Here is a 23,633-nt window from a genome sequence, read left to right on the forward strand (position 1 = left end):
GCGCAGGCGCGAGGCGTGCGCATTTATCGTTATCGAAGCATCCCGACGCAGCGGCTCAGCCGTTCTTGCGCACCGCCTGGCCGTCGCGGCACATCAGGCAGGCGGCGACGATGTCGTCCTCGAGGTTCACGCTGAAGCCTTCGGCGTTCAGGGTGAGCTTGAGGAAATCGAGGATGTTGCGCGCATATAGCGCCGAGGCGTCCGCCGGTACCAGCGCGGCCAGGTTGCTGTGGCCGACGATGGTCACGCCGTGCCGGACCACGACCTGGTCGGCCTCGGTCAGCGGGCAGTTGCCGCCCTGGGCGGCGGCCAGGTCGATGACCACCGAGCCCGGCTTCATCTCCGCCACGGTCGCCTCGTGCAGCAGCGTCGGCGCCTTGCGGCCGGGGATCAGCGCGGTGGTGATGACGATGTCCGACTGCTTGGCGCGCTCGTGCACGGCCTTGGCCTGGCGCTCCATCCACGAGGCCGGCATCGGCCGCGCGTAGCCGCCGACGCCTTCGGCGCACTCGCGCTCTTCGTCGGTCTCGTAGGGCACGTCGACGAACTTGGCGCCGAGCGACTCGATCTGCTCCTTCACCGCCGGACGCACGTCGGAAGCCTCGATCACCGCGCCCAGGCGCTTGGCCGTGGCGATCGCCTGCAGGCCGGCGACGCCGGCGCCGAGGATCAGCACGCGGGCGGCCTTCACGGTGCCGGCGGCGGTCATCAGCATCGGCATGAAGCGCGGGTAGTGGTTGGCGGCGAGCATCACCGCCTTGTAGCCGGCGATGTTGGCCTGCGAGGAGAGCACGTCCAGGCTCTGCGCCCGCGAGGTACGCGGCGCGGCCTCGAGGGCGAAGGCGGTGATGCCGCGCTCGGCCATGCGGGCGATGTTCTCGTTGTCGAAGGGGTTGAGCATGCCGACCAGCACGGCACCGCTTTTCATCTGGGCCAGCTCGGCGGCGCTGGGCGCGACCACCTTCAGCACCAGGTCGGCGCCGAAGGCCTCGGCGGCGCTGCCGATCGTCGCGCCGGCGGCTTCATAGGCACTGTCCGGCTGGCTGGCGTTGACGCCGGCGCCGCTCTGGACGATCACCTGGTGGCCTTGGCCGATCAGCTTCTTGACGGTTTCCGGGGTGGCGGAAACCCGCGTCTCACCGGCATGGGTCTCGAGGGGGACACCGATCTGCACTCACGAATCTCCTGCGTGATTGTCGAGTAGTCCGGGGCACTGCGGATGGCGCACCGGCTGCGGAGGTCTAGCTCACATACCGCGATTCGCGAACGAACCTTGGCGCGGCATTGTGCAATCGAGCCGAAAAGCCTTCAACAAGTTCTGAAGGCATACGACAGAGAAACTACAAGTCATAAACCGACCAACAATTCCCGCCCATCACCGCCGGGCGCGTCCTGACTGGCGTGCAGCCTATCCGGGGAAGCCCGCGCGAGAATATGACATCCCTGCCGTGAATGACCGGCTATCAGGTCAAGCCGCTACGGTTTCGACGGGAAAATATCCTGCCAGCGCCGCGGAATTCCGGGGTAATTAATGTTTTTAATACGCTGTATCAGCAATCCCTGATGCCTGGCCAAAGTAGCAAAGCAAAACTTTGACTACAAAGTCAGAATCGCCTTTCCATGGGCGCTGCAGGCCAGCTCGTTAGACCAAAGGCGAATTGCCCTATGGGCAGGATAGACGCGGAGAAATGGCAGAACTGCGACAGCATGTCGCAGTTCTGCTAGCTATTCGCCGGAACGGAAGGGGCTCGCCAGAGCGGCGCGCAGCGACCTACGCCGGTCGGCAACGGAGGAGCCGGCGCACGCTGGGGGATGCCGGCTCAGAACGGACGGCTGCCCGCCAGGCTGATGCGCTTCAGGCGCCGCCGCTCGCTGGCCGGGAAGGCGTTGCGCGCATGCAGCACGGCCTGGTTGTCCCACCAGACGATGTCGCCCACCGACCAGGCGTGGCTGTAGCTCAGTTCCGGGCGCGCCAGATGTTCGCGCAGGCGACCGATCAGCGCCTGGCCCCGCGCGGGGTCGTAGCCGGGAATCTCCACCTCGGTGTGGGCGCTGAGGAACAGTACGCGCCGGCCGCTTTCCGGGTGGGTGCGTACCAGCGGGTGCTCGCTGCCCTGGATCGGTTCGATGTCCGGCGTGCGGTAGGTGGCGAAACCGCCGCCGTAGCCGCCCTCGCGCAGGCGGATGAAGGGGTTGTAGTTGATCAGGCGCAGGCCATCGATCTCGCGCCGGGTCGCCTCGTCGAGGCTCTCGTAGGCGCGCGTCAGGTTGGTGAAGCGCGTCTCGCCGCCACTGGACGGCACCTCCAGTGCGTAGAGGAACGAGCCGGAGGACGGCACCGGTGTCCATTGGTGGTCGATGTGTGCCGGCAGGGCGAAGTTGCCCAGTTCGCCGTCGCCGGTGTTGGCCACCTTGACGATGTCCGGCACCTTGCCGTCGCCACCCGAGGACAGCACCGGGATGTCCGCCGGCGGCTGGAACACCGAGCCGAACAGGGTGGCGAAGCGCAAGTACTGCTCATCGTCGAGGTGCTGCTGGCGGAACACCAGGATGTGGTGCTCGCGCAGCGCCTGCTTGAGCGCCAGGACCTGCTCCGGCGCCAGCGGCCGGCGCGCGTCGAGGCCACGGACTTCGGCGCCCAGCGGCGCCTCCAGGGGGGTGATGCGGAATGCCTCGGCGACCTCGGGTTCGGGTTGCCGGGCGGTGGCGGATTGGCTCATGTAAGGGGTCCTCGCGGGTTCGTTCTTCCTGTGGTCGCCCTCCCCGGCGAGGAGAGGGCCGGGTCCGTCATGCCTTCCGGATCGTCCGGCTGCGTTGCCCGTCGATGCCTACCGGCACGTCGCCGCCGAGGGTCACCCGGCGCACCACGCGCGGCTGGTCGCCGTAGTCGTCGATCGCGTAGTGCTGGGTCGCGCGGTTGTCCCAGATCGCCACGTCGCCGGCCTGCCAGCGCCAGCGCACGGTGTTCTCCAGGCGCGTGACGTGCCCCTGCAGCACCGCGAAGAGGTGCGCCGAGTCATGCTGCGAAAGACCCTTCAGGCGTTTCACGAAGTGGCCGAGGAGCAGCGTCCGCTCGCCGCTTTGCGGATGCACGCGGACCACCGGGTGCTCGGTCTCGTAGACGGTCGAGGTGAACACCTTGCGGTAGTTCTCCAACTGCTCCACCGAGGCGCTGGGCTTGACCCCGGCGTAGTCGTACTCGTTGCTGTGCACCGCCCAGAGGCGGTCGGCCAGCTCGCGCAGCTCCGCCGGCAGGTCGGCGTAGGCGCTCGCCGTGTTGGCCCAGACGGTGTCGCCGCCGGACTCCGGGGCCACCACGCTGCGCAGGATCGAGGCCTTCGGGTAGGCCTCGACGAAGGTCACGTCGGTATGCCAGGAATTGGCCCGGCGGCCTTCGGCGCCATCCAGCTCGAGGAGGAAGCGGGTGCCTTCGCGGGACGGCACGGTGGGGTGGGCGACCGGTTCGCCGAGCAAGTGGGCGAAGGCCTCCTGGGTCTGGTCGTCGAGATGGCTCTGGTCCCGGAAGAAGATCACCTTGTGGCGTACCAGGGCGGCCTGGATCGCCTCGACGGTGGCGGCGTCCAGTTCGCCGGACAGGGTCACGCCGCGAATCTCCGCGCCGATCCGTCCGGCGACCGGCCGGATGTCGAGCCGTACCGGCGTGGCGAGGGCTTGTGCTGCATTGCTCATGTCATGTTCCTCATGCGTGGGGTACTGCGTGGGTGAAGGCTCAGAAGTCGTAGCGCAGCGATACGCCGAGCGTGCGCGGCTGCCCCACCGATGCGGTGTAGGAGCCGTTGATGCTGGCGAAGGCGCTCAGGTAGTAGTCCTTGTCGAAGGCGTTCTTCAGCCATACCGAGGTGTCCAGTTGGCCGTCGCCGAGATCGCTGCGCAGACCGGCGGCGAGGTTCACCAGGGCGTAGCCGTCGATCTTCGAAAGGTCGGAGTTGTCCAGCGTGCCCTCGGCGGCGGAGCGGTAGGCGTAGCTGGCGCTGACGTAGGGTTGGAAGCGGTCGTCGAGGCGCCACTGGTATTCGCCATTGAGATTGGCGATCCATTTCGAGGCGCCGACCACGCGCTGCCCGGTGAGGTCGCAACTGCTCGGCGCGCCGGGCCGGGTGCTGACTTCCGCAGGGCACGGGGCATCCTTGAACGACAGGTAGGTGACGTCGTTATAGGAGCCGTTGAAGTTCAGGGTCAGGCCGCGCAACGGCAGCGCGGTGGCCTCGAACTCCAGACCACGCGAGCGCACGCTGCCGGCGTTGGCCAGCACCTGCACCAACTGGGTCGAGCCCGGCGCCTGGTACAGGGTGGTGGCCTGGTAGCCGTGGATGCCGGTCCAGAACAGGTTGGCGTTGAGCAGCAGGCGCCGGTCGAAGAGCGTGCTCTTCAGGCCCAGCTCGGCGTCGTTGGCGCGCTCCGGTCCGACCAGCAGCGAATCGGCGCCGGCGCTCGGTGCGCTGCCCACCGCCAGGTTGACCCCGCCGGACTTCTCGCCGTGGGACAGGCTGGCGTAGCCGAGCAGGTCGTCGCTGAACTGGTAGCTGAGGCTGAGCAACGCCGAAGGGGCGAAGTTGTACTGGCTGAGATCGCCGGAATCGTAGGCGCCGAGCTGGCCGTTGCGCACCGCCGCGCCGACCCCGCCGACCGCCGCGCCGCCCAGCGGAGCGAAGCGCTCGACCTTGGCGTTCTTCTCCTCGTAGGTACCACGCAGGCCGGCGGTGAAGTCCAGGCGTTCGGTGAGGTGCCAGGTGCCCTGGGCGAACAGCGCGAAGCTGTCGGTCTCGATCTTGCCGTTGGCCTTCGAGTAGGTGTCGTTCAGCGCGCCGAGATTGGCGCCGAGCAGGTACAGGTCGGCCAACGGTCCGTAGGAGGTGAAGGTCTTGTTGCCGAGGTTCTGCCTGAACGCGTAGGCGCCCACCACGTAGTCGAAGGCACCGCCGGTGGGCGAGGCCAGGCGGATCTCCTGGGAGAACTGCCGGTCGTGCACTTCCACCCCGGTGTCGTTGATCGCCGAGACGTTCAGTTGCTCGTCGTTGGCCGGGGTGAAGTGCCAGTAGCGGTAGGCGCTGATGGAGGTCAGGCGGTAGCCGCCGGCGAGGTTCCAGTTGGCCTCCAGCGAGCTGCCACCCTGGTGCACGCTGACGTGCTGGCGGCCGTTGATGTTGACCTTCCTGCGCTGCGGATCGCGCAACGGCGAAGCGCCGACCAGCGCGGCGCGCTGCCAGAAACGCTCGGCGCCGCCGTAGACCACCATGCTGCCGTTGCTCGAATCCTCCTCGTTGTAGTCGGCGATCCAGCGCAGGCTGAAGTCCTCGTTCGGCTCGAACAGCAATTGCCCGCGCGCGCCCTGGCGCTCGCCGCCGTTGAGATAGTTGTCGTCGTGGATGTTCTTGATGTAGCCGTCGTCGCGGGTGCGATAGGCCGAGAGGCGTCCGGCGAGGGTTTCGCCGAGCGGCCCGGAAACCGTGCCGCGGCCCTGGAAGTAGCCATCCTGCCCGCCGGAGACCTCGACGGTACGCTCGGCAGTGAAGGTCGGCGCGCGGGTGCTGATGTTCAGCACCCCGGCGGTGGTGTTCTTGCCGAACAGGGTGCCCTGCGGACCGCGCAGCAGCTCCAGTTGCTCGATGTCCAGCAGGTCGAACACGGCCATTCCCGGACGTCCCAGGTAGACGTTGTCGAGGTAGATCCCGGCGCTGCCTTCCAGGCCGTCGCTGGCGGGGTTGTTGCCGATGCCGCGCACGGCGACGCTCGACTGCCGCGCATGGATGTAGGCGACATTGACGCTGGGCAGCACCTGCTGCAGGTCCTGCACCCGGGAGATGCGCTGGGCCTCGAGAGTCTCGCCGCCGAGCACGGTGATCGGCGTCGGTACCTTCTGCGAATCCTCCTCGCGGCGACGCGCGGTGACAGTGACCTTGCCCAGGGCCGTATCGGCCTTGTCCGGGACGCTGCTGGCCAGCGGCGGCGCTTCCTCGGCGGGCGCGGGAGCATCGGCGGCACTGGCCGGCAACGCACCGCCGAGGGCGAGCAGCAGGGCCAGGGCGTAGTCGGAGCCGCCGGGCGGCGTTCGGCGGAGCGGCAGGCGGTAGTGGTGCTTCATCGTGAATGTCCTCGGTTCCGGCGCAGCCGGACGCAGGCAGCAGGCGGCCATGCCGCGCAAGGCAGCGATCTGGCGAAAGGTTCGAAGGGGGCCGGCGGACGGCTCAGCCCCGGGCGACTGTCAGGGGCGACAGCCGCCGGCGACGCGGAAGGGCATTCGGAACGGCGGAGGTGGGGCGGCAAAGGCACGGTGGACCATGTTCAGCTCCTGGGGTCTATCTATGCTTATTACTAAATTGCATATTTTTCTAATTTGTTCTTTGTTGACGGAATAAGAGCTTGCATTTAAAACCAGCACATCCCGAACGGCAAATGCCTTTGTCCAATATTTCCAATGCCGGTAAAGCATCATGGATCTGCGCCAACTGCGTTACTTCATCGCCCTCGCCGAACACCGCAGTTTCGTCCGCGCGGCGGACGCCATGGGCATCACCCAGCCGGCCTTCAGCCGCAGCATCCAGGGCCTGGAGCAGGAGCTTGGCTGTCAGTTGGTGGACCGTGGCAGCAAGGACCTGCGCCCGACGCCGGAAGGCCAGGTGGTGCTGCAACACGCGCTGAGCCTGGTGCAGGGGTCGGCCAACCTGATCCACGAGATCGCCCAGTTGAACAAGCTGGATGCCGGCGAGCTGCGCTTCGGCAGCGGGCCGGCGCCGGCCCAGCAACTGGTGCCGGACGCGGTGGCCGACTTCATCAACCGCCACCCGCGGGTGCAGATCAGCCTGGACGTGGACAACTGGGAAAAGCTCAGCCGCGCCCTGCTCCGCGAAGAGATCGAATTCTTCGTCGCCGACATCCGCGACTTCGAGGCCGACCCGAACTTCCAGACGCGCCCGCTGACCCCGCGCCGCGGCCAGTTCTTCTGCCGTCCGCAACATCCGCTGCTGGGCAAGGACAGCCTGTCCACCAACGACCTGTTCAACTACCCGCTGGCCTCGACCCTGATTCCCCCGGGCATCCGCAAGCTGCTGGCGAACCTCAGCGGCAAGATCGACTTCGCCGCCAACATCCGCTGCGAGAACATGCACGCGCTGATCCGTATCGTCCGCCAGACCGACGCCATCGGCATCGCCAGCGACGAGACCCTGCGCCCCTACCTGCAGCGCGGCGAACTGCAACCGCTACAGTGGCGCAACCTGCCGCAGAACCTGGATAGCCTCAGCGCCCGCTGCGGCATCATCAGCCGCAGCGGCTACCGGCTTTCGGCAGCGGCGAAGGCGATGATCGAGACGCTGGTGGAACTGGACCAGGCGCAACACGCGGCGGCCTGAGCCGCCGCGCGGTTTCCCTTCCTCTACTGGAGTTTCGGCAACCCCAGCGCGCCGCGCAGCTCCTCGCGCACCGCGGCGAAGTCGGCGGCCACCGCCGGATCGGCCAGCAGGCTCGCCACCAGCGCCGCGGCGGCGGTCTGCCCGCCTTCCAGGTCGCTGGGGAAGTGCACGCCGGCCAGCACACGGCTCTGCGCATGCTCCTCGGCGCGGGCGAAGAACGCATCGTGATGCTCCGGCACCAGCATGCTCAGCAGCGAGGCCTTGAAGTAGCTGTCCATGGTGTGGCCGCTGGGATAGGACTCCCCCTCCGGCGGCGGCAGCACCGGCTTCACCTTCGGTGTCACTTCGTAGGGACGCGGGCGGGCGAAGTGCTTCTTCGCCGGCATCAGCACCTCGACCAGGTTTTCCTGGGCGCGGTTGAAGAAACTCCGGGTCAGCGGCAGGCGTTCCTTGTCGAACGAGGCGCCCAGCAGGTCGCCGGCGAAGGGGAAGACGTTGTCCTCCCACTGGTCGTGGGCGCGTACCCGGCGTACCTGTTCGGGCGTGCGCAGGCGTTGCGCCTCCAGCACCGCGCCGAGATCGGCGACGGCCGCAGCCGAGTCCGCCGCCGGCGGCGGCGGGAGGTAGTCGGCCAGGCGCGGTGGGTGGGCCAGCGGATAGGGCGCGGCGGCGGTCTCCCCGAGACAAGACAGCGGTGCAAGCAGCGAAAGGCAGAGCAAGAGCGAAGGGCATAGGGTCTTGTTGTTCATGAAGCGTATTCCCTGAGGCGAGGTTGCATCGGGAGCCTAGGCTCCCACCCACGGCCGTTGCGGATGACGGCCGACGCCACACTCTCCGTCGGTGACTTCCGAAATGCTTGACCCGGCCTGCCGTTGCACATGCCAGCCCCTGCCAATGGCAGGCCCCGGCAAAAGCCGAGGCAGGGAAACACAAGCGGCCTGCGGAGCGACTTCCGAGACTGCGCCCACCTGGCACTCAGGTGGGAGAAAACAATAAATGCAAAATCTCAGACGCGCTGTATTCGCCGGCCTGGTCGCCGGCACGCTTTCCGAAGGGGCGGCCGCGACGGCCGGGGATGGGGGCTTCGTCGAGGACAGCGAACTGCAGTTCCTCGCTCGCACCTACTACTTCAACCGCGACTACCGCGACAGCCCGAACAACGCCGGGCGCAACCGCTTCAAGCCCAGGAGCGAGCGCAACGGCTACCGCGAGGAAGCCACCCAGGGCCTGCGCCTCCAGTTCGCCTCCGGCTACACGCCGGGCAGCCTCGGCTTCGGCCTCGACGCCCATGCCATGCTCGGCCTGCAACTGGACAGCGGCGGCGGCCGCACCGGCACCGGCAACCTGCCGGTCGGCGCCGACGGCCATCCCGACCATCGCTACGGCAAGGTCGGTGGCGCCCTCAGGCTACGCCACGGCGAAACCCGCCTGAAGTACGGCCAGACCACCACCAGCGCGCCGGTGTTCGCCGCCAGCAGCAACCGCACGCTGGCCGGCATGGCCTACGGCCTGCTGCTGGAGGACCGCTCGTTCGACGGGCTGCTGCTCGAGGGCGGGCGCTTCACCGCCGCCTCCGGCCCCGGCGAATCCAAGGTCCGCGGCGACATCAGCACCGTCTACGGACGCCTCGGCGCCTATCCGGTGCGCCTCGACGCGGTCGGCTTCCTCGGCGGTCAATGGCAGGCCACGGAGCGGCTGCAACTGTCGCTCTACGCCTCGCGCTTCGACGACATCTGGCAGCAGGCCTATTTCGGCGCCAGCCATCGCCAGCCGCTGGGCGGGGAGCACGCGCTGCGGGTCGACCTCGACGCCTACCGCACCCGCGACAGCGGCCAGAGCCGCTTCGGCCGCATCGACACCCTGGCCAGCTCCCTGGCCCTGGGCTACGAACAGGGACCGCAGCGCATCACCCTGGCCTACCAGCGTGTCCATGGCGAGCAGCCGTTCGACTACATGGCCTTCGGCGACGGGCGCTCCAGCGCGTCCATGGTACTGGCCAACTCGGTGGGCTACTCCGACTTCAACGGACCGGGCGAGCGTTCCTGGCAATTACGCTATGACCTGGACCTCGGCGCGCTTGGCCTGCCTGGGCTCAGCCTGCATGCGCTGCATGCCCGCGGCCGTGCCGGGGCCAGCGCCAGCAGTGCCGCCGAGAGCATCTACGCCGGACTCTACGGGCGTGACGGGCGGCACCGGGAAAGCGACCTCGGCTTCGCCTATCGGGTCAAGGCAGGCCCCCTCGCCGGCCTGGCGCTGCGCGCCTCGCAGGCCTGGCACCGGGGCAACGCGAGCTATCTCGACGGCGACATCGACGAAACCCGGCTGGTCGTCGATTACTCCCGCTCGATCTGGTGACGCCCCGGGCCGCCCCGCGAGGCGGCCCGGATCGTCCTCACGCGCGCGGCAGCAACTGGATGAACAAAGGCGTGGAGAGCAGCACCAGCAGCGTGGTGATCAGCACCATGCCTGCCACTTCGTTCACCGGGCCGTCGTAACGCTTGGCCAACAGGTAGGTGAGCACCGCGGTCGGCATCCCGCACTGGATGGCGAAGGTGCCCGCCGCCACCGCCTCCATGCCCAGGCCGGCAGCGATCCCATAGCCGACCGCGAAACCGCCCCAGACCCGCACCAGAGACAGCAGCAACGGCCGCCAGGTCTCGTGCAGGCGCAGACCGGCCAGCGACAGGCCGAGCATCACCAGCATCAGCGGCACGGTAATCCCGCCCAGCAGGCGGGTCACATCGCGCAACGGCGGCGGCAGGCTCCAGCCCAGGGCGATCAGGCCCAGCGCCACGGCCAGGGCATAGATCATCGGGTTGCGCAGGATGCTCGCCGGGGTGATATCGCCCGAAGCGAACCAGACGCCGAGCGTCGCGTGACCCACCTGGATCAGGGTGGAGAACGCCACCGCATACACCAGCGCCTCCTCGCCGAAGGCCAGGTAGGCGATGGGGATGCCCATGTTCCCGGAGTTCGGCAGCATGATCGACGGCAGGTAGCGCCGCACCGGCATCCGCAGCAGGCGCAGGGAGACCAGGCCCAGCAGGGCGAACGCCAGCACCGCCAGCGCGGTGGCGAGGAACACCCCGGCCACCATGCCAATGGACAGGCCGGGGCGGTCCAGCGACGACAGCAGCAGGCAGGGAAAGCCGACGTTGGCCACCAGGAACACCAGCGCGCGGGTATCCACCGGCCCGGCGGAACGGCTCCAGGCGAAACCGATCCCGGTGCAGATCAGGATCGGCAGCACCACCGCGACGAACTGGGCGATCACAACCCCACCTTGAAGCCCAGTTCCAGCTCCGCCCGCAGGCGGCCGTGGCCGTCGAAGTTGAGCCGGCGCATCTCGCGCAGTTCGTTGGCGCAGAAGGCAGTGCGCCCGTGCAACACCGCGGTGTTGTCGAGCACCAGGATTTCCCCCGGCTCGAGCTTGATCCGCAGTTGGCAGGCCGGATCCTCGAGCGCCGCCACCAGTTCGGCGAAGGCCTCCACCGCCACAGGGTGCTCGACCACCTCGGCCGCCCCGTCGTTCTGCCGGAACTTGATGCCCAGCGCCTCGCCGTTCAGGCGGAACACCGGCTGGGTGCTGCTCTGGTGCTTGCGCACGATGGTCAGGGCGTCGCCGCGCAGCAGGCCGAGATGCTTGGTCGGCATGCGCCGGCGCAGGCGCTCGAAGGCCAGTCCGGCGCTGGCCAGCAGAGTCTCCCCGCCCTCCCGGGCGTTGCGCACGCATTGCAGGCTGCACAATTGCTCCGGGATGTCGAGGAAAGCGCCGTCGGTGTGCAGCTTGTGCTCCAGCGGCGTGGAGCCGAGGTAGCCGCTGACATACCGCGCATTGCTGATCGGCACGATGCCGTCGGCGTCGGCGCGCGGGTGGGGGGCGGCGCGGCCGAACAACTCCTTGAGCGCGAGAAGTTCCTGCCTGTCTTCGCCCTGTTCGCTGCGCAACAGCAGGAAACCAAACTCGTTGAGGGTCCGGATGATCGCCGATTGTTCCTGGCGGGATAACTTCACCAGCGTTCTCACCGAAACTTTCACGCGTTCGAGATCGAGTGTCGCGTCGAACAATTTGCTATCGAGATTCATATGACCGCTCTCCTCCGGAAGAAAATCAGGAATGCCGCCGACGCGCAGGGCGAGGCCCGGCGCTGGCGCCGCGCTGTCGTAGTGATGGGCAGGCTAGATGCGGGACGCGGCGGTTCGCCGCGAGATACTTGGAGTTGTTTCCGGGGAGGGTCGGGAGAATTGTCGGAAGGGAAAACTGGAAGAATTGGCAGTGCCGATTTTGTATCTGAATATATGGGGCGATTAACGAACGAAATGATCGCGGAATAACCTGCGGATTACCCGCGTGAAACTTTCATGACGCGATATACGCAGAATCCCCGACCAACGGCTGGATACTTCGCTCGATCCAGTCATTGGTTGGGTCGGTGCAAGAATCTCGAAACATATTACAAATTGCTACGAAACGGCGCCGCCTCGGCCGTCCCCGGCTCGGCGTCACTCCGCCGCCTGCGCCACGGCCTTGGCCTTTGCCAGCTTGCCGGCCGCCTCCAGCAGTTCCGGCGCGGCCCACTGCTCGGCGCTGAATTCGCGACGGATCAGGCCGAAACGCTTGGCCGCCTGGATCGAAGCATCCAGCCGGCCAAGGAAATCGGCGTCCAGGCGCGGCGACAGGGCGTCGCCCAGCTTGCGGCCACGGTACTCGCTCTGCAGGATCACCACCGGGTAGCTGGCCTGCTTCGACACCAGTTCGATGTAGGCGTCGCGGTTCTCCTCGCGGGCCAGCCAGTCCTGGGCCTGCAACTGCACCTTGAGCAGCCGCTCGGTGATGTCCGGATGGGCATCGACGAAGGCTCCGGAGCCGACCAGCAGCGCCTGCAGGGTGCCGGCGCCGTTCAGGTCGCGGGTGCTCAGCGGAATTTCCGCGAGCCCGCGGTCGCGCAGGGCGAACAGTCCGGCCAGGCCCCAGGTGGCATCGATCTGCCTGGCTGCGAGGGCGGACAGGGCGGCGCTGAAATCGAGGTTGATCACCTTCAGGTCCTTCTCGCTGAGACCGACGCTGGCCAGGGCATTGTCGAACGACAACTGGCTGGCGGTGCCACGGAAGATGCCTACGCGCTTGCCCTTGAGATCCTCCAGGGTCTTGATCCCGGAGCCCGGCTGCACGCCGAGATAGTGGTTGACCCCTCGCGCGGTAGCGGCCAGCAGGCGGCTGTCCAGGCCTCCGGACTTGCCGATGATCGCCGCCAGGTCGCCGAGGTAGGCGAAGTCCACCTGGCCGTTGGCGAACGCTTCGTTGACCACCGGGCCGGCGCCCTTGAAGAAGCTCCATTTCACCGCGATGCCGTCGTTGGCGAACTCCTTCTCCAGCAACTGGCGGGTGTAGAGCACGTCGACCACGCCGCCGCCCGAGTGCGAACTGCCGGCGCTGACGTCCGGCACCGCGATGCGGATTTCCTTCGGCGGAGCGGCGCTCGCCAGCGGCACGTAGGCACCGAGCAGGCCGGCGAGCACAGGCGCGGCGAACAGACCGAGCAGGGAAGACGTAAGCGCTTTCATGGGGCGGCTCCTTGGAACGGGAAGAGAGGGATTCCCGCCGGGAGCGGGTGTGCGGCTAGCTATGCACAGCGGCGCCTCGAAAATAAATAATAAAAATTCATTTTTTTATAACCACAAGCAGTATGACAGGCCGCACGGGCCTCTCCGCGTCATATGCAGCCAGAGCATGGAAAATATTCTCCAAATGCATTTGCCGCTGCCTGGGGCCTTTCTTTAAATGGCCCTTCTTAGCGAAAAAATGCATTTATTCGGCGATTTATATTCCCATGAAGAATATCGATAAAACCCTTTCGCCCGCCTGGAGCCGGCCCCTGCCGCGCCTGGCGCCGCCGCCCTCCGCGGCTTTCGCCCGGCGCCTGGGGGACGGCCTGCTGCCCTGGTTGCTGCCGCTCGGGCTGGCGCTGCTGTGGTGGGTCGCCAGCCATCGCCACTGGATGTCGGCCCAGGTGCTGCCAACTCCCGAGCTGGTCTGGCAGAGCGCCCGCGAGTTGCTCGCCGGCGAACTCTGGAGCGAATTGGCGATCAGCCTGCGGCGCCTGGCCTGGGGCCTGCTCGCCGGGGTCGCCAGCGGCGCCGCGCTAGGCGCCTGGCTGGGCTTCAGTCCGCGTGCCGAGCGCCTGGTCTTCCCCACCTTCAGCGCCCTCGCGCAAATCCCCACGCTGGCCTGGATCCCGCTGTTCATGCTGTTCTTCGGCATCGGCGAACTGCTCAAGCTGGTGGTGCTGGTGAAAGCGGTCGTGGTGCCGGTGACCATCCATACCCTGGTCGGCGTGCGCGACGCCCAGCCCAAGCTGCGCGAAGCCGCCGCAGTACTGCGCCTGCCGCCACGCCTGCTGGTCTGGCGGCTGATCCTGCCGGCGGCGCTGCCGGCCTTCCTCACCGGGCTGCGCCTGGCCCTGGCGCAGGGCTGGACCTCGCTGCTGGCGGTCGAGTTGCTGGCTTCCAGCGAGGGTATCGGCTACCTGATGGTGCAGGGCCGGCAACTGTTCATGCTCGACATCGTGTTCGTCTGCATCCTCATCATCGGCCTGGTCGGGGTGGGCATGGACCGCGCCATCCAGTGGCTCGACCGCCGCCTGCTGCACTGGCCGCAAGCCGCCACCGGCGAATTCCGCCGGCGCCCGCCGGGACGCGGCTGGCAGCGCCTGCAGGTGTGGCTGCCGCCGCTGGCGCTGCTGCTCCTGTGGCAGTCGGCGAGCACCGCCGAATGGGTCGATCCGGCGATCCTCGCCAGCCCTCTGGAAGTGGCGCGGGCGACCTGGAGCGGAGCGCTCGACGGCAGCCTCCCAGGCGCCCTGTTCGACAGCCTGAAGCGCACGCTCGGCGGGCTCCTGCTGGGCGGCGGCCTGGGTTTCCTCGGCGGCCTGCTGCTCGGCCTGTGGCGCCCGGCGGAACGCTTCTTCGGCCCCACTTTCGCGGCACTGCGGCAGGTGGCGATCTTCGCCTGGGTACCGCTGCTCACCGCCTGGTTCGGCCTGGGCGAACCGGCCAAGCTGACGTTCGTCGCAATCGCCGCCTTCTTCCCGCTGCTGCTGGCCACCCAGCGCGGCATCGCCAGCCTGCCGCCGAGCCTCGGCGAGGCGGCCCGGGTGCTGCGCCTGGGTCCCTGGCGACGGCTGCTCCGGCTGGTCCTGCCGGGTGCCGCCCCGTCGGTGTTCGCCGGCCTGCGCCTGGCGCTGATCTACGCCTGGCTGGGAACCATCGGCGCCGAGTACTTCATGCCCTCCGACGGCGGCATCGGCAGCCTGATGATCGGCGCCCAGCAATTGTTCCGCATGGACCTGATCGGCGCCGGCATGCTCCTGGTCGGCCTCACCGGCGCCCTGCTCAATGCCCTCGGCCAACGCATCGAAGCGCGCGCCACGCGCTGGAGACACGCATGAACGCATTCACCGCGCCCGCCACGGGCACCCCGCTGGTCAGCTTCCGCCAGGTGCGCAAGCACTTCGCCGTGGACGGCCGGCGACTGGAAGCGATCCAGCAGTTCGACCTGGAGATCGGCGAGGGCGAGTTCATCGCCATCGTCGGCGCCAGTGGCTGCGGCAAGTCGACCCTGCTGCGCCTGCTGATCGGCCTGGACCGCGACTACGACGGCGAGATCCGCGTCGACGGCCGGCCAATCGCCGGCATCGGCGGCGAACGCGGCATCGTGTTCCAGGAGCACCGACTGTTCCCCTGGCTGACGGTGCAGCAGAACGTCGCCCTCGGCCTGGTCAACGAAGCCCTTGGCGAAACCGACAAGGCGGCGCGGATCGACGAATACATCCGCCTGGTCGGCCTGCACGGCTTCGAGCGTGCCTACCCGCACCAGTTGTCCGGCGGCATGGCCCAGCGCGTGGCGATCGCCCGTGGCCTGGTGGCCAGCCCGCGCCTGCTGCTGCTCGACGAGCCGTTCAGCGCCCTCGACGCACTGACCCGCCAGCAGTTGCAGGAAGAGTTGCTGGCGATCCGCCGGCGCACCCGTATCACCACCCTGCTGGTCACCCACGACGTCGAGGAGGCGCTCTACCTGGCCGACCGGGTGGTGGTGATGGAGCCGCGTCCGGGGCGGATCAGGCGGGTGGTCGAGGTGGGCCTGGCGCATCCGCGCGAGCGCGGTGGCTTCGACTTCCTGCGCCAGCGCGAAGCGCTGCTGCACGAACTGACCGCCGACGGCGAGTACGTCGCGCCGCCGCCGCGACGGGTGGAAAACCTGCCCTTCGAATTCATCGCTTGCTGAAAAGCCCCTTGCCCTGGCCCTTTCCCCCTGCGGGAAGGGCGGGGGCGAGGGCCCCACCTTCTCCTCCCATCCAGACGAGACCCGCGCATGAGCAAACGCCCCAACTTCCTGGTGATCGTCGCCGACGACCTGGGCTTCTCCGATATCGGCGCCTTCGGCGGCGAGATCGCCACGCCGAACCTCGACGCCCTGGCCATCGCCGGCCTGCGCCTGACCGACTTCCACACCGCCTCGACCTGCTCGCCGACCCGCTCGATGCTGCTCACCGGCACCGACCACCACATCGCCGGGATCGGCACCATGGCCGAGGCGCTGACCCCGGAACTGGAAGGCAAGCCGGGTTACGAAGGGCATCTCAACGAGCGCGTGGTGGCGCTGCCGGAGCTGCTCCGCGAGGCCGGCTACCAGACCCTCATGGCCGGCAAGTGGCACCTCGGCCTGAAGCCGGAACAGACGCCCCATGCACGCGGTTTCGAGCGTTCCTTCTCGCTGCTGCCGGGCGCCGCCAACCACTATGGTTTCGAGCCGCCCTACGACGAAAGCACTCCGCGCATCCTCAAGGGTACGCCAGCGCTCTACGTGGAAGACGAGCGCTACCTCGACACGCTGCCGGAGGGCTTCTATTCCTCCGACGCCTTCGGCGACAAGCTGCTGCAATACCTCAAGGAGCGCGACCAGAGCCGGCCGTTCTTCGCCTACCTGCCGTTCTCCGCGCCGCACTGGCCGCTGCAAGCGCCGCGGGAGATCGTCGAGAAGTACCGCGGTCGCTACGACGCCGGTCCAGAAGCGCTGCGCCAGGAACGCCTGGCCCGGCTCAAGGAGCTGGGCCTGGTGGAAGCGGACGTCGAAGCCCATCCGGTGCTCGCCCTGACCCGCGAGTGGGAGGCCCTGGAGGACGAGGAACGGGCTAAGTCGGCGCGGGCGATGGAGGTCTACGCGGCGATGGTCGAGCGCATGGACTGGAACATCGGCAGGGTCGTGGACTACCTGCGCCGGCAGGGCGAGCTGGACAACACCTTCGTCCTGTTCATGTCCGACAACGGCGCCGAAGGCGCCCTGCTGGAGGCGTTCCCGAAATTCGGCCCGGACCTGCTGGGCTTTCTCGACCGGCACTACGACAACAGCCTGGAAAACATCGGCCGCGCCAATTCCTACGTCTGGTATGGCCCGCGCTGGGCCCAGGCGGCCACCGCACCATCGCGCCTGTACAAGGCGTTCACCACCCAGGGCGGGATTCGCGTGCCAGCGCTGGTGCGCTACCCGCGGCTAAGCCGGCAGGGTGCGATCAGCCATGCCTTCGCCACGGTGATGGACGTCACCCCGACCCTCCTCGACCTCGCCGGTGTCCGCCACCCAGGCAAGCGCTGGCGCGGCCGCGAGATCGCCGAGCCGCGCGGCAGGTCGTGGCTGGGCTGGCTTTCCGGCGAGACCGAGGCGGCCCACGACGAGAACACCGTGACCGGCTGGGAGCTGTTCGGCATGCGTGCGATCCGCCAGGGCGACTGGAAGGCGGTGTACCTGCCGGCCCCGGTGGGCCCGGCCACCTGGCAGCTCTACGACCTGGCCCGCGACCCGGGCGAGATCCACGACCTCGCTGACAGCCAGCCGGGCAAGCTGGCGGAGCTGATCGAGCATTGGAAGCGATACGTCAGCGAGACCGGTGTCGTAGAGGGGGCTTCGCCTTTCCTGGTGCGATAAGCGGAACCTCTCCCCTCGCCCTCTCCCTTCAGGAGGGAACGTCTGGCCAGAAGGTCGGGGAGAGGGGCTACTTCGCCGGGTGGAACGAGGCGACCCGGGTCAGGCCGAGAAACCGCCATCGATGGTCAGGCTGGCCCCGGTGATGTAGGCCGCTTCCGGCCCGGCCAGGTAGGCGACGAAGCTGGCGATTTCCTCGCTGCGGGCGTAGCGCGGCAGCGCCATCAGGCCCTTGAGGGCCTCGGCGAAGTCGCCGTCGTCCGGGTTCATGTCGGTATCCACCGGACCCGGCTGCACGTTGTTCACCGTGATCCCGCGCGGGCCGAGGTCGCGGGCCAGGCCCTTGGTCAGGCCGACCAGCGCCGACTTGCTCATCGCGTAGGTGGCGCCGCCGGCGAACGGCATGCGTTCGGCATTGGTGCTGCCGATGCTGATCACCCGCCCGCCGTCGCCCATGTGCTTGACCGCCGCCTGGGTGGCGACGAAGACGCTGCGCACGTTGATCGCCAGGGTCCGCTCGAAGTCGGCCAGCGGCAGCTCTTCCACCGAACCGAGGGCGAGGACGGCGGCGTTGTTGACCAGGATGTCGATGCGTCCGAAGCGAGCCGCCGCTTCGTCGACGGCGGCGACGAGCGCGGCCGCGTCGGCGCTATCGGCATGCAGGGCCAGGATGCTGGCTCCGGCGCCTTCGAGTTCGGCCGCCAGGGCCCGGGACTTGTCCGCCGAGCTGACGTAGGTGAAGGCGACGCTGGCGCCTTCGGCGGCCAGCCGGCGAACGATGGCGGCGCCGATGCCGCGGGAACCGCCCTGGACGAAGGCGACTTTGCCGGCGAGGGATGCAGAGGATACGGACATGGAAATCTCCATCGGAGTGGATAGACAGGCTCCGAGTTTCCGTCGTCCATTGCAGACCTGGTAGCGGGTAATCGCTATATTCAGCCGATACCAATGGTTTATGCGGGCCCTTTCCCATGGAAACCCTCAGCAACATCCAGTGCTTCGTCCGCAGCGCCGAGGCCGGTAGCTTCGCCGAGGCCGCCAGGCGCCTGGGCCTGACGCCGGCCGGGGTGGGCAAGAACGTCGCCCGCCTGGAAAGCAACCTCGGCGTGCGCCTGTTCCAGCGCAGCACCCGGCGCCTGACCCTGACCGAAGCCGGGGAGCGTTTCCTGCAAGAGGTCGGCGGCAGCCTGGAGGGCATCCAGACCGCTCTCGCCAACGTCTCCAGCGTCGGCAACCAACCCAGCGGCACGTTGAAGGTCAGCATGGGGCTGGCCTTCGGCCGCGACTACATCCTGCCGCTGCTCGGCGAGTTCCTCGAACGCTATCCCGACATCGTGCCCGACTGGCATTTCGACAATCGCCAGGTCGACCTCATCGGCGAAGGCTTCGACGCCGCCATCGGCGGTGGTTTCGAACTGCCGCCCGGGGTGGTGGCGCGCAACCTGACGCCGGGCCACCTGATCCTCCTCGCCTCGCCCGCCTACCTCCGCGACAAGCCGCCAATCCGCCATCCAGGCGACCTGGGCGGCTTCGACGGGATCCGCATCCGCTCGCCGCAGACCGGCCGCGTGCGCTCCTGGCCGCTGCGCCGGCGCAACGGCGAGGAGGCGCCGATCGAGCTGCGCGAACGCATGACCATGAGCGACCCGGAAGCCACCTGCGAGGTCGCCGCCATGGGCCTGGGCATCACCCTGGTATGCATGCAGCACGCCTATGCCTACCTGGAGTCCGGCGCCCTGGTGCGGGTCCTGCCGGACTGGTACGTCGACGCCGGCAACACCAGCCTCTACTACGCGGCGAACAAGCTGCTACCGGCCAAGACCCGGGTCTTCGTCGACTTCGTCGTCGACTACTTCCGCCGCCAGGACCTGGCCCGGCGCTTCTCCGCCTTCCCAACCGGCTAGCGCCAGCCATCCGTCGCCTCGGCAAACGGGAAAAGGCCCTGGCACCGGCCTCGCCGGAAAAACGGCAGTTTGACATTACCAATTGGGACTCTAGTTTTAGAAAACGCCGCCGACGAGCTTGGAAGGCGTCTTCCGCACGGTCCCGAGGGACCGCCTGGAAGCCCTGCTCCGATCCGGCACATGGAGTGCAGCATGCGCGAGTCCCTCGGTGTTTCGTTACCATCCCGGCCCCTGCTGCTGAAGCTGGGCCTGCTTTCCCTACCCTGGGCGTTGTGCGCCGGGCTGCATGCCGTCGGCCTCGGCGTCTGGCTGGTCCTGGCGCTCGGTTGGTTCGCCAGCCTGGCCATGCTCGTCCTCCTCCTGCGCGCCCCTCGGCAAGCGGTAGCGAATGCCAACCCGCAGGCGGATGCCGCTTCGCCGGCCTGGAGCGCGGCGCAACGGGCGCTCGCCGACGAAACCGCGCAACTGGACGGTCACGCCCGGCAGATCGACGAACTGCTGCATTCGGCGATCCGCCAGCTCAGCGACAGCTTCCACGGCCTCGCCGAACGCATCGATACCCAGCGCGGCCTGTCCCATTCGCTGATCGAGCGCTACGACGGGCGCGGCCAGGTCGACGAAGGCATCAACTTCCAGGACTTCGTCAGGACCACCCAGCAGACCCTCAGCCTGTTCGTCGAGGCTACCCTGGAAACCAGCCGGACCTCGCAGCAACTGGTGGAACGCATGGACCAGGTGCGCCTGAAGATCACCGAGATCCTGCAGTCGACCCAGGACATGGACGCCATCGCCAAGCAGACCAACCTGCTCGCCCTCAACGCTGCCATCGAGGCCGCCCGAGCCGGCGAGAGCGGCCGCGGCTTCGCCGTGGTCGCCGATGAAGTGCGCGCGCTGTCGACCCGCTCCACGGAGTTTTCCGCCGCCATCCGCAAGCACGTCGACGTGGTCCACCACGAGATCCAGGACGCCGAGAGCGCGATCTCGCAACTGGCCGACAAGGACATGTCCTTCGCCCTCGATTCCAAGCACAAGATCCAGGGCATGCTCGATGACCTGGAGGCGATGAACCGGCACACCCTGAAGGTCATCCACGAACTGGACCGGCTCTCGCTGGAAGTCGGCCAGGGCGTCGACGCGGCGGTCACCGCCCTGCAATTCCAGGACATGGGCAGCCAGTTGCTCGGCCAGATGCGCAAGCACCATGCGCGTCTTGGCGCCTTCGCCCTCGGCCTCGGCGCGCTGGAGGCGCGACCGCGCCAGGAATGGCCCGAACGGGTCGCACGGGAGGTCGAGGAACTGCGCCGGCCCTTGCCCAGCCCGGTGAGCCAGAACAGCGTCAACGTGGGCGAAGTGGAATTGTTCTGAGGGGTATCGATAGCCAATCCGTCTAACCGGATAACTATCCGACGAGAAACCGGCGCCAATAATTGAAATCCACCGGACATTGTCTTTACTGGAACTAGCAAAGGGCCATCAGAGCCCTCCGTCACAGCCACCTGGCACACACCACCTTCGCCGCCGAGCTTGGCGCTGCGGTAGGGACACCGTGAGGACGCAAGACCATGGGCAAACCGATTCTGATCGTCGACGACTCGGCGTCTATCCGCCAGATGCTGAGCTTCACCCTGAAGTCCGCCGGCTACGAGGTGGACGAGGCCGCGGACGGCAAGGAAGGCCTCGGCAAGGCCCAGAGCAAGAGCTACAGCCTGGTGTTCACCGACCAGAACATGCCGAACATGGACGGCCTGTCGCTGATCCGCAGCCTGCGTAACCTGGCCGGCTACCGCAGCGTGCCGATCCTCATGCTGACCACCGAATCGAGCGACGCGATGAAGCAGCAGGGGCGTAGCGCCGGCGCCACCGGCTGGCTGGTGAAGCCGTTCGACCCGCCGAAACTGCTCGAAGTGACGCGCAAGGTCCTGCCCTGATTCCCGTTCCCCCGCGGGGGAGGTCCCATGCCCCAGGATATGAGCCAGTTTCTCCAGGTGTTCTTCGAGGAAACCGAGGAACACCTGGCCACCCTCGAACTCCTCCTGATCGGTCTCGACCTGGACCGCCCGGACAGCGAGACGCTGCACGGAATCTTCCGCGCCGCGCATTCGATCAAGGGTTCCAGCGGAATGTTCGGTTTCGACGACATCACCGCCGTCACCCACGAACTGGAGACCCTGCTCGACCGCATCCGCTGCGGCCAGATGCACCTGCGGCCGGACATGATCAGTTCCTTCCTCGAAGCCCGCGACGTGTTGCAGCGCCTGCTCGACGCCCATCGCAGCGGCCGTCCCGACCCCGGGGTGCCGTTGCTGGAGACGGTCGAGCGGCTGCGCGGCTGGCTGCGGGTGCCGGAACAGGAAGCGGCGGAGGAAGGCTTCGGCCTGTTCGACGACGCGCCCGCCAGGGAAACCGCGGACGACGATGCCTTCGGCTTCTTCGACGAAGGCCCGGGCGCTCCGGAACGAGCGGCCGCGCCGGAAGCGTTCGGGCTCTTCGACGAGGCGCCCGGCGCACCGGCCGCGAGCGGAGCGTTCGGCCTCTTCGATGAGGCACCGGGTTCCCCACCGGCGGAGGAACGCGCCTTCGGCCTGTTCGACGGCGCCCCCGGCAGCCCCGCCGCGCCCAGTGCGCCCGCGCAAGCCGTCGCCGCGACGGCCAGGGGCGCAGTCGCGCCCGTGCGTGGCGACGGCGAGTCCGGCTCGATCCGGGTCAGCGTGGAAAAGATCGACAGCCTGATCAACCTGGTCGGCGAACTGGTGATCACCCAGGCCATGCTCGGCCAGCTCGGCGAGCAGCTCGACCCGAGCCGCCACGAGCGCCTGCAGCACGCCCTGGCCCAGCTCGAACACAACACCCGCGACCTGCAGGAGTCGGTGATGTCGATCCGCATGCTGCCGATCAACTTCATCTTCAGCCGCTTCCCCAGGCTGGTGCGCGACACCGCCACGCGCCTGGGCAAGCAGGTCGAGCTGCACCTGCACGGCGAGCACACCGAACTGGACAAGAGCGTGATCGAGAAACTCAGCGATCCGCTCACCCACATCGTCCGCAACAGCATCGACCACGGCATCGAAACGCCCGCCGAACGCCTCGCCGCCGGCAAGCCGGCGAGCGGCACGGTGAAGCTCGCCGCCAGCCACCAGGGCGGCAGCGTGGTGGTGGAGGTTTCCGACGACGGTCGCGGCCTGTCGCGTCCGCGCATCCTCGCCAAGGCCCGCGAGCGCAACCTGCCGGTGCATGACGGGATGAGCGACGCCGAGGTCTGGCAACTGGTGTTCATGCCCGGCTTCTCCACCGCCGAGGCGGTCACCGAGCTGTCCGGACGCGGCGTCGGCATGGACGTGGTGAAGCGCAACATCGGTGCCATGGGCGGGCGCATCGACATCGACTCGGCGCCCGGCATGGGCACTCGCATCGGCATCCGCCTGCCGCTGACCCTGGCGATCCTCGACGGCCTGATCGTCGCCGTCGAAGCGGTCAACTACGTGATTCCGCTGACCTACATCGTCGAGTCGCTGCAGGCGCGCAGCGACGACGTGCGCGGCCTCGGCGGCGAAGACAACGCGATGATCCGCGTACGCGGCGAGTACCTGCCGCTGTTCAGCCTGCACGAGCTGTTGCGCATCGGCGGCGAAGCGCCGGCGCCGGAGCAGGGCATCGTGGTGATCCTCGAGTCCGAGGGGCGCAGCTTCGCCCTGCAGGTGGACGAACTGGTCGGCCAGCAGCAGGTGGTGATCAAGAGCCTGGAACAGAATTTCCGCCGCGTGGAGGGTATCGCCGGCGCCACCATCATGGGCGACGGCAGCGTCGCCCTGATTCTCGACGTCGATGCGCTGCCACGCCTGGCGGCGCGGGAGGACACCGCCGATGAACGGCACTGAGGCAAGCCAGGCGAACGGCCCGGCGCAGGAATACCTGACCTTCACCCTGGGCCGCGAGGAGTACGCCATCGACATCCTCCGCGTGCAGGAGATCCGCGGCTACGACCAGGTCACCGCGATCGCCAACGCGCCGCCCTTCATCAAGGGCGTGATCAACCTGCGCGGGGCGATCGTGCCGATCGTCGACCTGCGCATCAAGTTCCACCTCGCCGAGGTCACCTACGACCCGTTCACCGTGGTGATCATCCTCAACATCGGCCGGCGCATCGTCGGCGTGGTGGTGGACTCGGTATCCGACGTGATCGCACTGGGCGGCGACGCGATCAGGCCGCCGCCGGAGTTCGGCGCCAGCTTCGACACCGAATACCTGCTCGGCCTGGCCACCGCGGGCGAGCGCATGTTGATCCTGGTGGACATCGAGAGACTGATGACCAGCCGCGAAATGGCGCTGGTCGACGAAGCCGCGGCCTGAGCGGCGCCAACGAGGGATAGGCAGGGGATATCG

19 protein-coding genes are annotated in these 23,633 nt (G+C 67.9%); 10 read left to right on the top strand and 9 right to left on the bottom strand.

Annotated features, from left to right (window positions below; translation table 11 throughout):
• Window positions 1-55 precede the first annotated feature (55 nt).
• The 4 genes from HMPREF1224_RS26445 to HMPREF1224_RS26460 form a co-directional block, all read right to left on the bottom strand.
• A complete protein-coding gene (locus tag HMPREF1224_RS26445; RefSeq protein WP_003083972.1) occupies window positions 56-1,174 on the bottom strand; it encodes a Re/Si-specific NAD(P)(+) transhydrogenase subunit alpha in 1,119 nt (372 codons plus the stop codon).
• Window positions 1,175-1,820: 646 nt separating this feature from the next.
• Complete coding sequence (locus HMPREF1224_RS26450) at window positions 1,821-2,720, bottom strand: TauD/TfdA dioxygenase family protein (RefSeq protein WP_010793568.1); 900 nt, start codon at window positions 2,718-2,720, stop codon at window positions 1,821-1,823.
• 67 nt (window positions 2,721-2,787) lie between these two features.
• Window positions 2,788-3,690 (bottom strand): TauD/TfdA dioxygenase family protein, encoded by a 903-nt coding sequence (locus tag HMPREF1224_RS26455; RefSeq protein WP_003112660.1) that lies wholly within the window; start codon window positions 3,688-3,690, stop codon window positions 2,788-2,790.
• Between the two features lie 40 nt (window positions 3,691-3,730).
• Window positions 3,731-6,103: a TonB-dependent receptor gene (locus HMPREF1224_RS26460; protein WP_003158508.1), complete on the bottom strand. Its 2,373-nt coding sequence runs from the start codon at window positions 6,101-6,103 to the stop codon at window positions 3,731-3,733.
• Between the two features lie 349 nt (window positions 6,104-6,452).
• Here HMPREF1224_RS26460 and HMPREF1224_RS26465 point away from each other — a divergent pair, with 349 nt between their 5' ends.
• Complete coding sequence (locus tag HMPREF1224_RS26465; protein ID WP_003083964.1) at window positions 6,453-7,370, top strand: LysR family transcriptional regulator; 918 nt, start codon at window positions 6,453-6,455, stop codon at window positions 7,368-7,370.
• Between the two features lie 23 nt (window positions 7,371-7,393).
• On the opposite strand, the gene HMPREF1224_RS26470 is transcribed toward HMPREF1224_RS26465, so the two are convergent.
• On the bottom strand, window positions 7,394-8,119 hold the full coding sequence (locus tag HMPREF1224_RS26470) for an acid phosphatase (protein WP_003083962.1): 726 nt from the start codon (window positions 8,117-8,119) through the stop codon (window positions 7,394-7,396).
• Window positions 8,120-8,366: 247 nt separating this feature from the next.
• Between HMPREF1224_RS26470 and HMPREF1224_RS26475 the strand changes: the two genes are divergently transcribed.
• Window positions 8,367-9,725: an OprD family porin gene (locus HMPREF1224_RS26475; RefSeq protein WP_010793569.1), complete on the top strand. Its 1,359-nt coding sequence runs from the start codon at window positions 8,367-8,369 to the stop codon at window positions 9,723-9,725.
• Between the two features lie 37 nt (window positions 9,726-9,762).
• Here HMPREF1224_RS26475 and HMPREF1224_RS26480 read toward each other — a convergent pair whose 3' ends face one another.
• From HMPREF1224_RS26480 to HMPREF1224_RS26490, 3 genes are all read right to left on the bottom strand, one after another.
• A complete protein-coding gene (locus HMPREF1224_RS26480; protein WP_003083960.1) occupies window positions 9,763-10,644 on the bottom strand; it encodes an AEC family transporter in 882 nt (293 codons plus the stop codon).
• Complete coding sequence (locus HMPREF1224_RS26485; protein WP_010793570.1) at window positions 10,641-11,456, bottom strand: TauD/TfdA family dioxygenase; 816 nt, start codon at window positions 11,454-11,456, stop codon at window positions 10,641-10,643. Before HMPREF1224_RS26485 ends, HMPREF1224_RS26480 begins: the two co-directional genes overlap by 4 nt.
• A 417-nt stretch (window positions 11,457-11,873) precedes the next feature.
• On the bottom strand, window positions 11,874-12,935 hold the full coding sequence (locus tag HMPREF1224_RS26490; protein WP_003112655.1) for an ABC transporter substrate-binding protein: 1,062 nt from the start codon (window positions 12,933-12,935) through the stop codon (window positions 11,874-11,876).
• A gap of 266 nt (window positions 12,936-13,201) precedes the next feature.
• Between HMPREF1224_RS26490 and HMPREF1224_RS26495 the strand changes: the two genes are divergently transcribed.
• From HMPREF1224_RS26495 to atsA, 3 genes are all read left to right on the top strand, one after another.
• Window positions 13,202-14,818 carry an ABC transporter permease gene (locus HMPREF1224_RS26495; protein WP_010793571.1) on the top strand — a complete coding sequence of 539 codons (1,617 nt, stop codon included), beginning with the start codon at window positions 13,202-13,204 and terminating at the stop codon, window positions 14,816-14,818.
• Window positions 14,815-15,654: an ABC transporter ATP-binding protein gene (locus tag HMPREF1224_RS26500; RefSeq protein WP_003112653.1), complete on the top strand. Its 840-nt coding sequence runs from the start codon at window positions 14,815-14,817 to the stop codon at window positions 15,652-15,654. The genes HMPREF1224_RS26495 and HMPREF1224_RS26500 overlap by 4 nt, the downstream gene beginning before the upstream one ends.
• Before the next feature lie 87 nt (window positions 15,655-15,741).
• Window positions 15,742-17,352, top strand: a complete 1,611-nt coding sequence (gene atsA / locus HMPREF1224_RS26505; RefSeq protein WP_003106692.1) for an arylsulfatase AtsA — start codon at window positions 15,742-15,744, stop codon at window positions 17,350-17,352.
• A 99-nt stretch (window positions 17,353-17,451) separates the two neighbouring features.
• Here atsA and HMPREF1224_RS26510 read toward each other — a convergent pair whose 3' ends face one another.
• Entirely contained in the window at window positions 17,452-18,204 is a 753-nt protein-coding gene (locus tag HMPREF1224_RS26510) for a 3-oxoacyl-ACP reductase family protein (protein ID WP_003106691.1), read from the bottom strand.
• Window positions 18,205-18,320: 116 nt separating this feature from the next.
• Between HMPREF1224_RS26510 and HMPREF1224_RS26515 the strand changes: the two genes are divergently transcribed.
• The 5 genes from HMPREF1224_RS26515 to HMPREF1224_RS26535 all read left to right on the top strand — a co-directional run bounded on the left by HMPREF1224_RS26515 (window position 18,321) and on the right by HMPREF1224_RS26535 (window position 23,600).
• Complete coding sequence (locus HMPREF1224_RS26515) at window positions 18,321-19,253, top strand: LysR family transcriptional regulator (protein ID WP_003083951.1); 933 nt, start codon at window positions 18,321-18,323, stop codon at window positions 19,251-19,253.
• Window positions 19,254-19,598: 345 nt separating this feature from the next.
• Window positions 19,599-20,618, top strand: coding sequence for a methyl-accepting chemotaxis protein (locus tag HMPREF1224_RS26520; protein ID WP_369700133.1), 1,020 nt, complete (start codon window positions 19,599-19,601; stop codon window positions 20,616-20,618).
• 197 nt (window positions 20,619-20,815) lie between these two features.
• Window positions 20,816-21,181 carry a response regulator gene (locus HMPREF1224_RS26525; protein WP_003083943.1) on the top strand — a complete coding sequence of 122 codons (366 nt, stop codon included), beginning with the start codon at window positions 20,816-20,818 and terminating at the stop codon, window positions 21,179-21,181.
• Between the two features lie 27 nt (window positions 21,182-21,208).
• Window positions 21,209-23,128, top strand: coding sequence for a chemotaxis protein CheA (locus HMPREF1224_RS26530; protein WP_010793572.1), 1,920 nt, complete (start codon window positions 21,209-21,211; stop codon window positions 23,126-23,128).
• Entirely contained in the window at window positions 23,115-23,600 is a 486-nt protein-coding gene (locus HMPREF1224_RS26535) for a chemotaxis protein CheW (protein WP_003083938.1), read from the top strand. Before HMPREF1224_RS26530 ends, HMPREF1224_RS26535 begins: the two co-directional genes overlap by 14 nt.
• The last annotated feature ends 33 nt before the right edge of the window (window positions 23,601-23,633 follow it).

This window comes from Pseudomonas sp. P179 (assembly GCF_000478485.2).
Classification (GTDB): Bacteria; Pseudomonadota; Gammaproteobacteria; order Pseudomonadales; family Pseudomonadaceae; genus Pseudomonas; species Pseudomonas aeruginosa.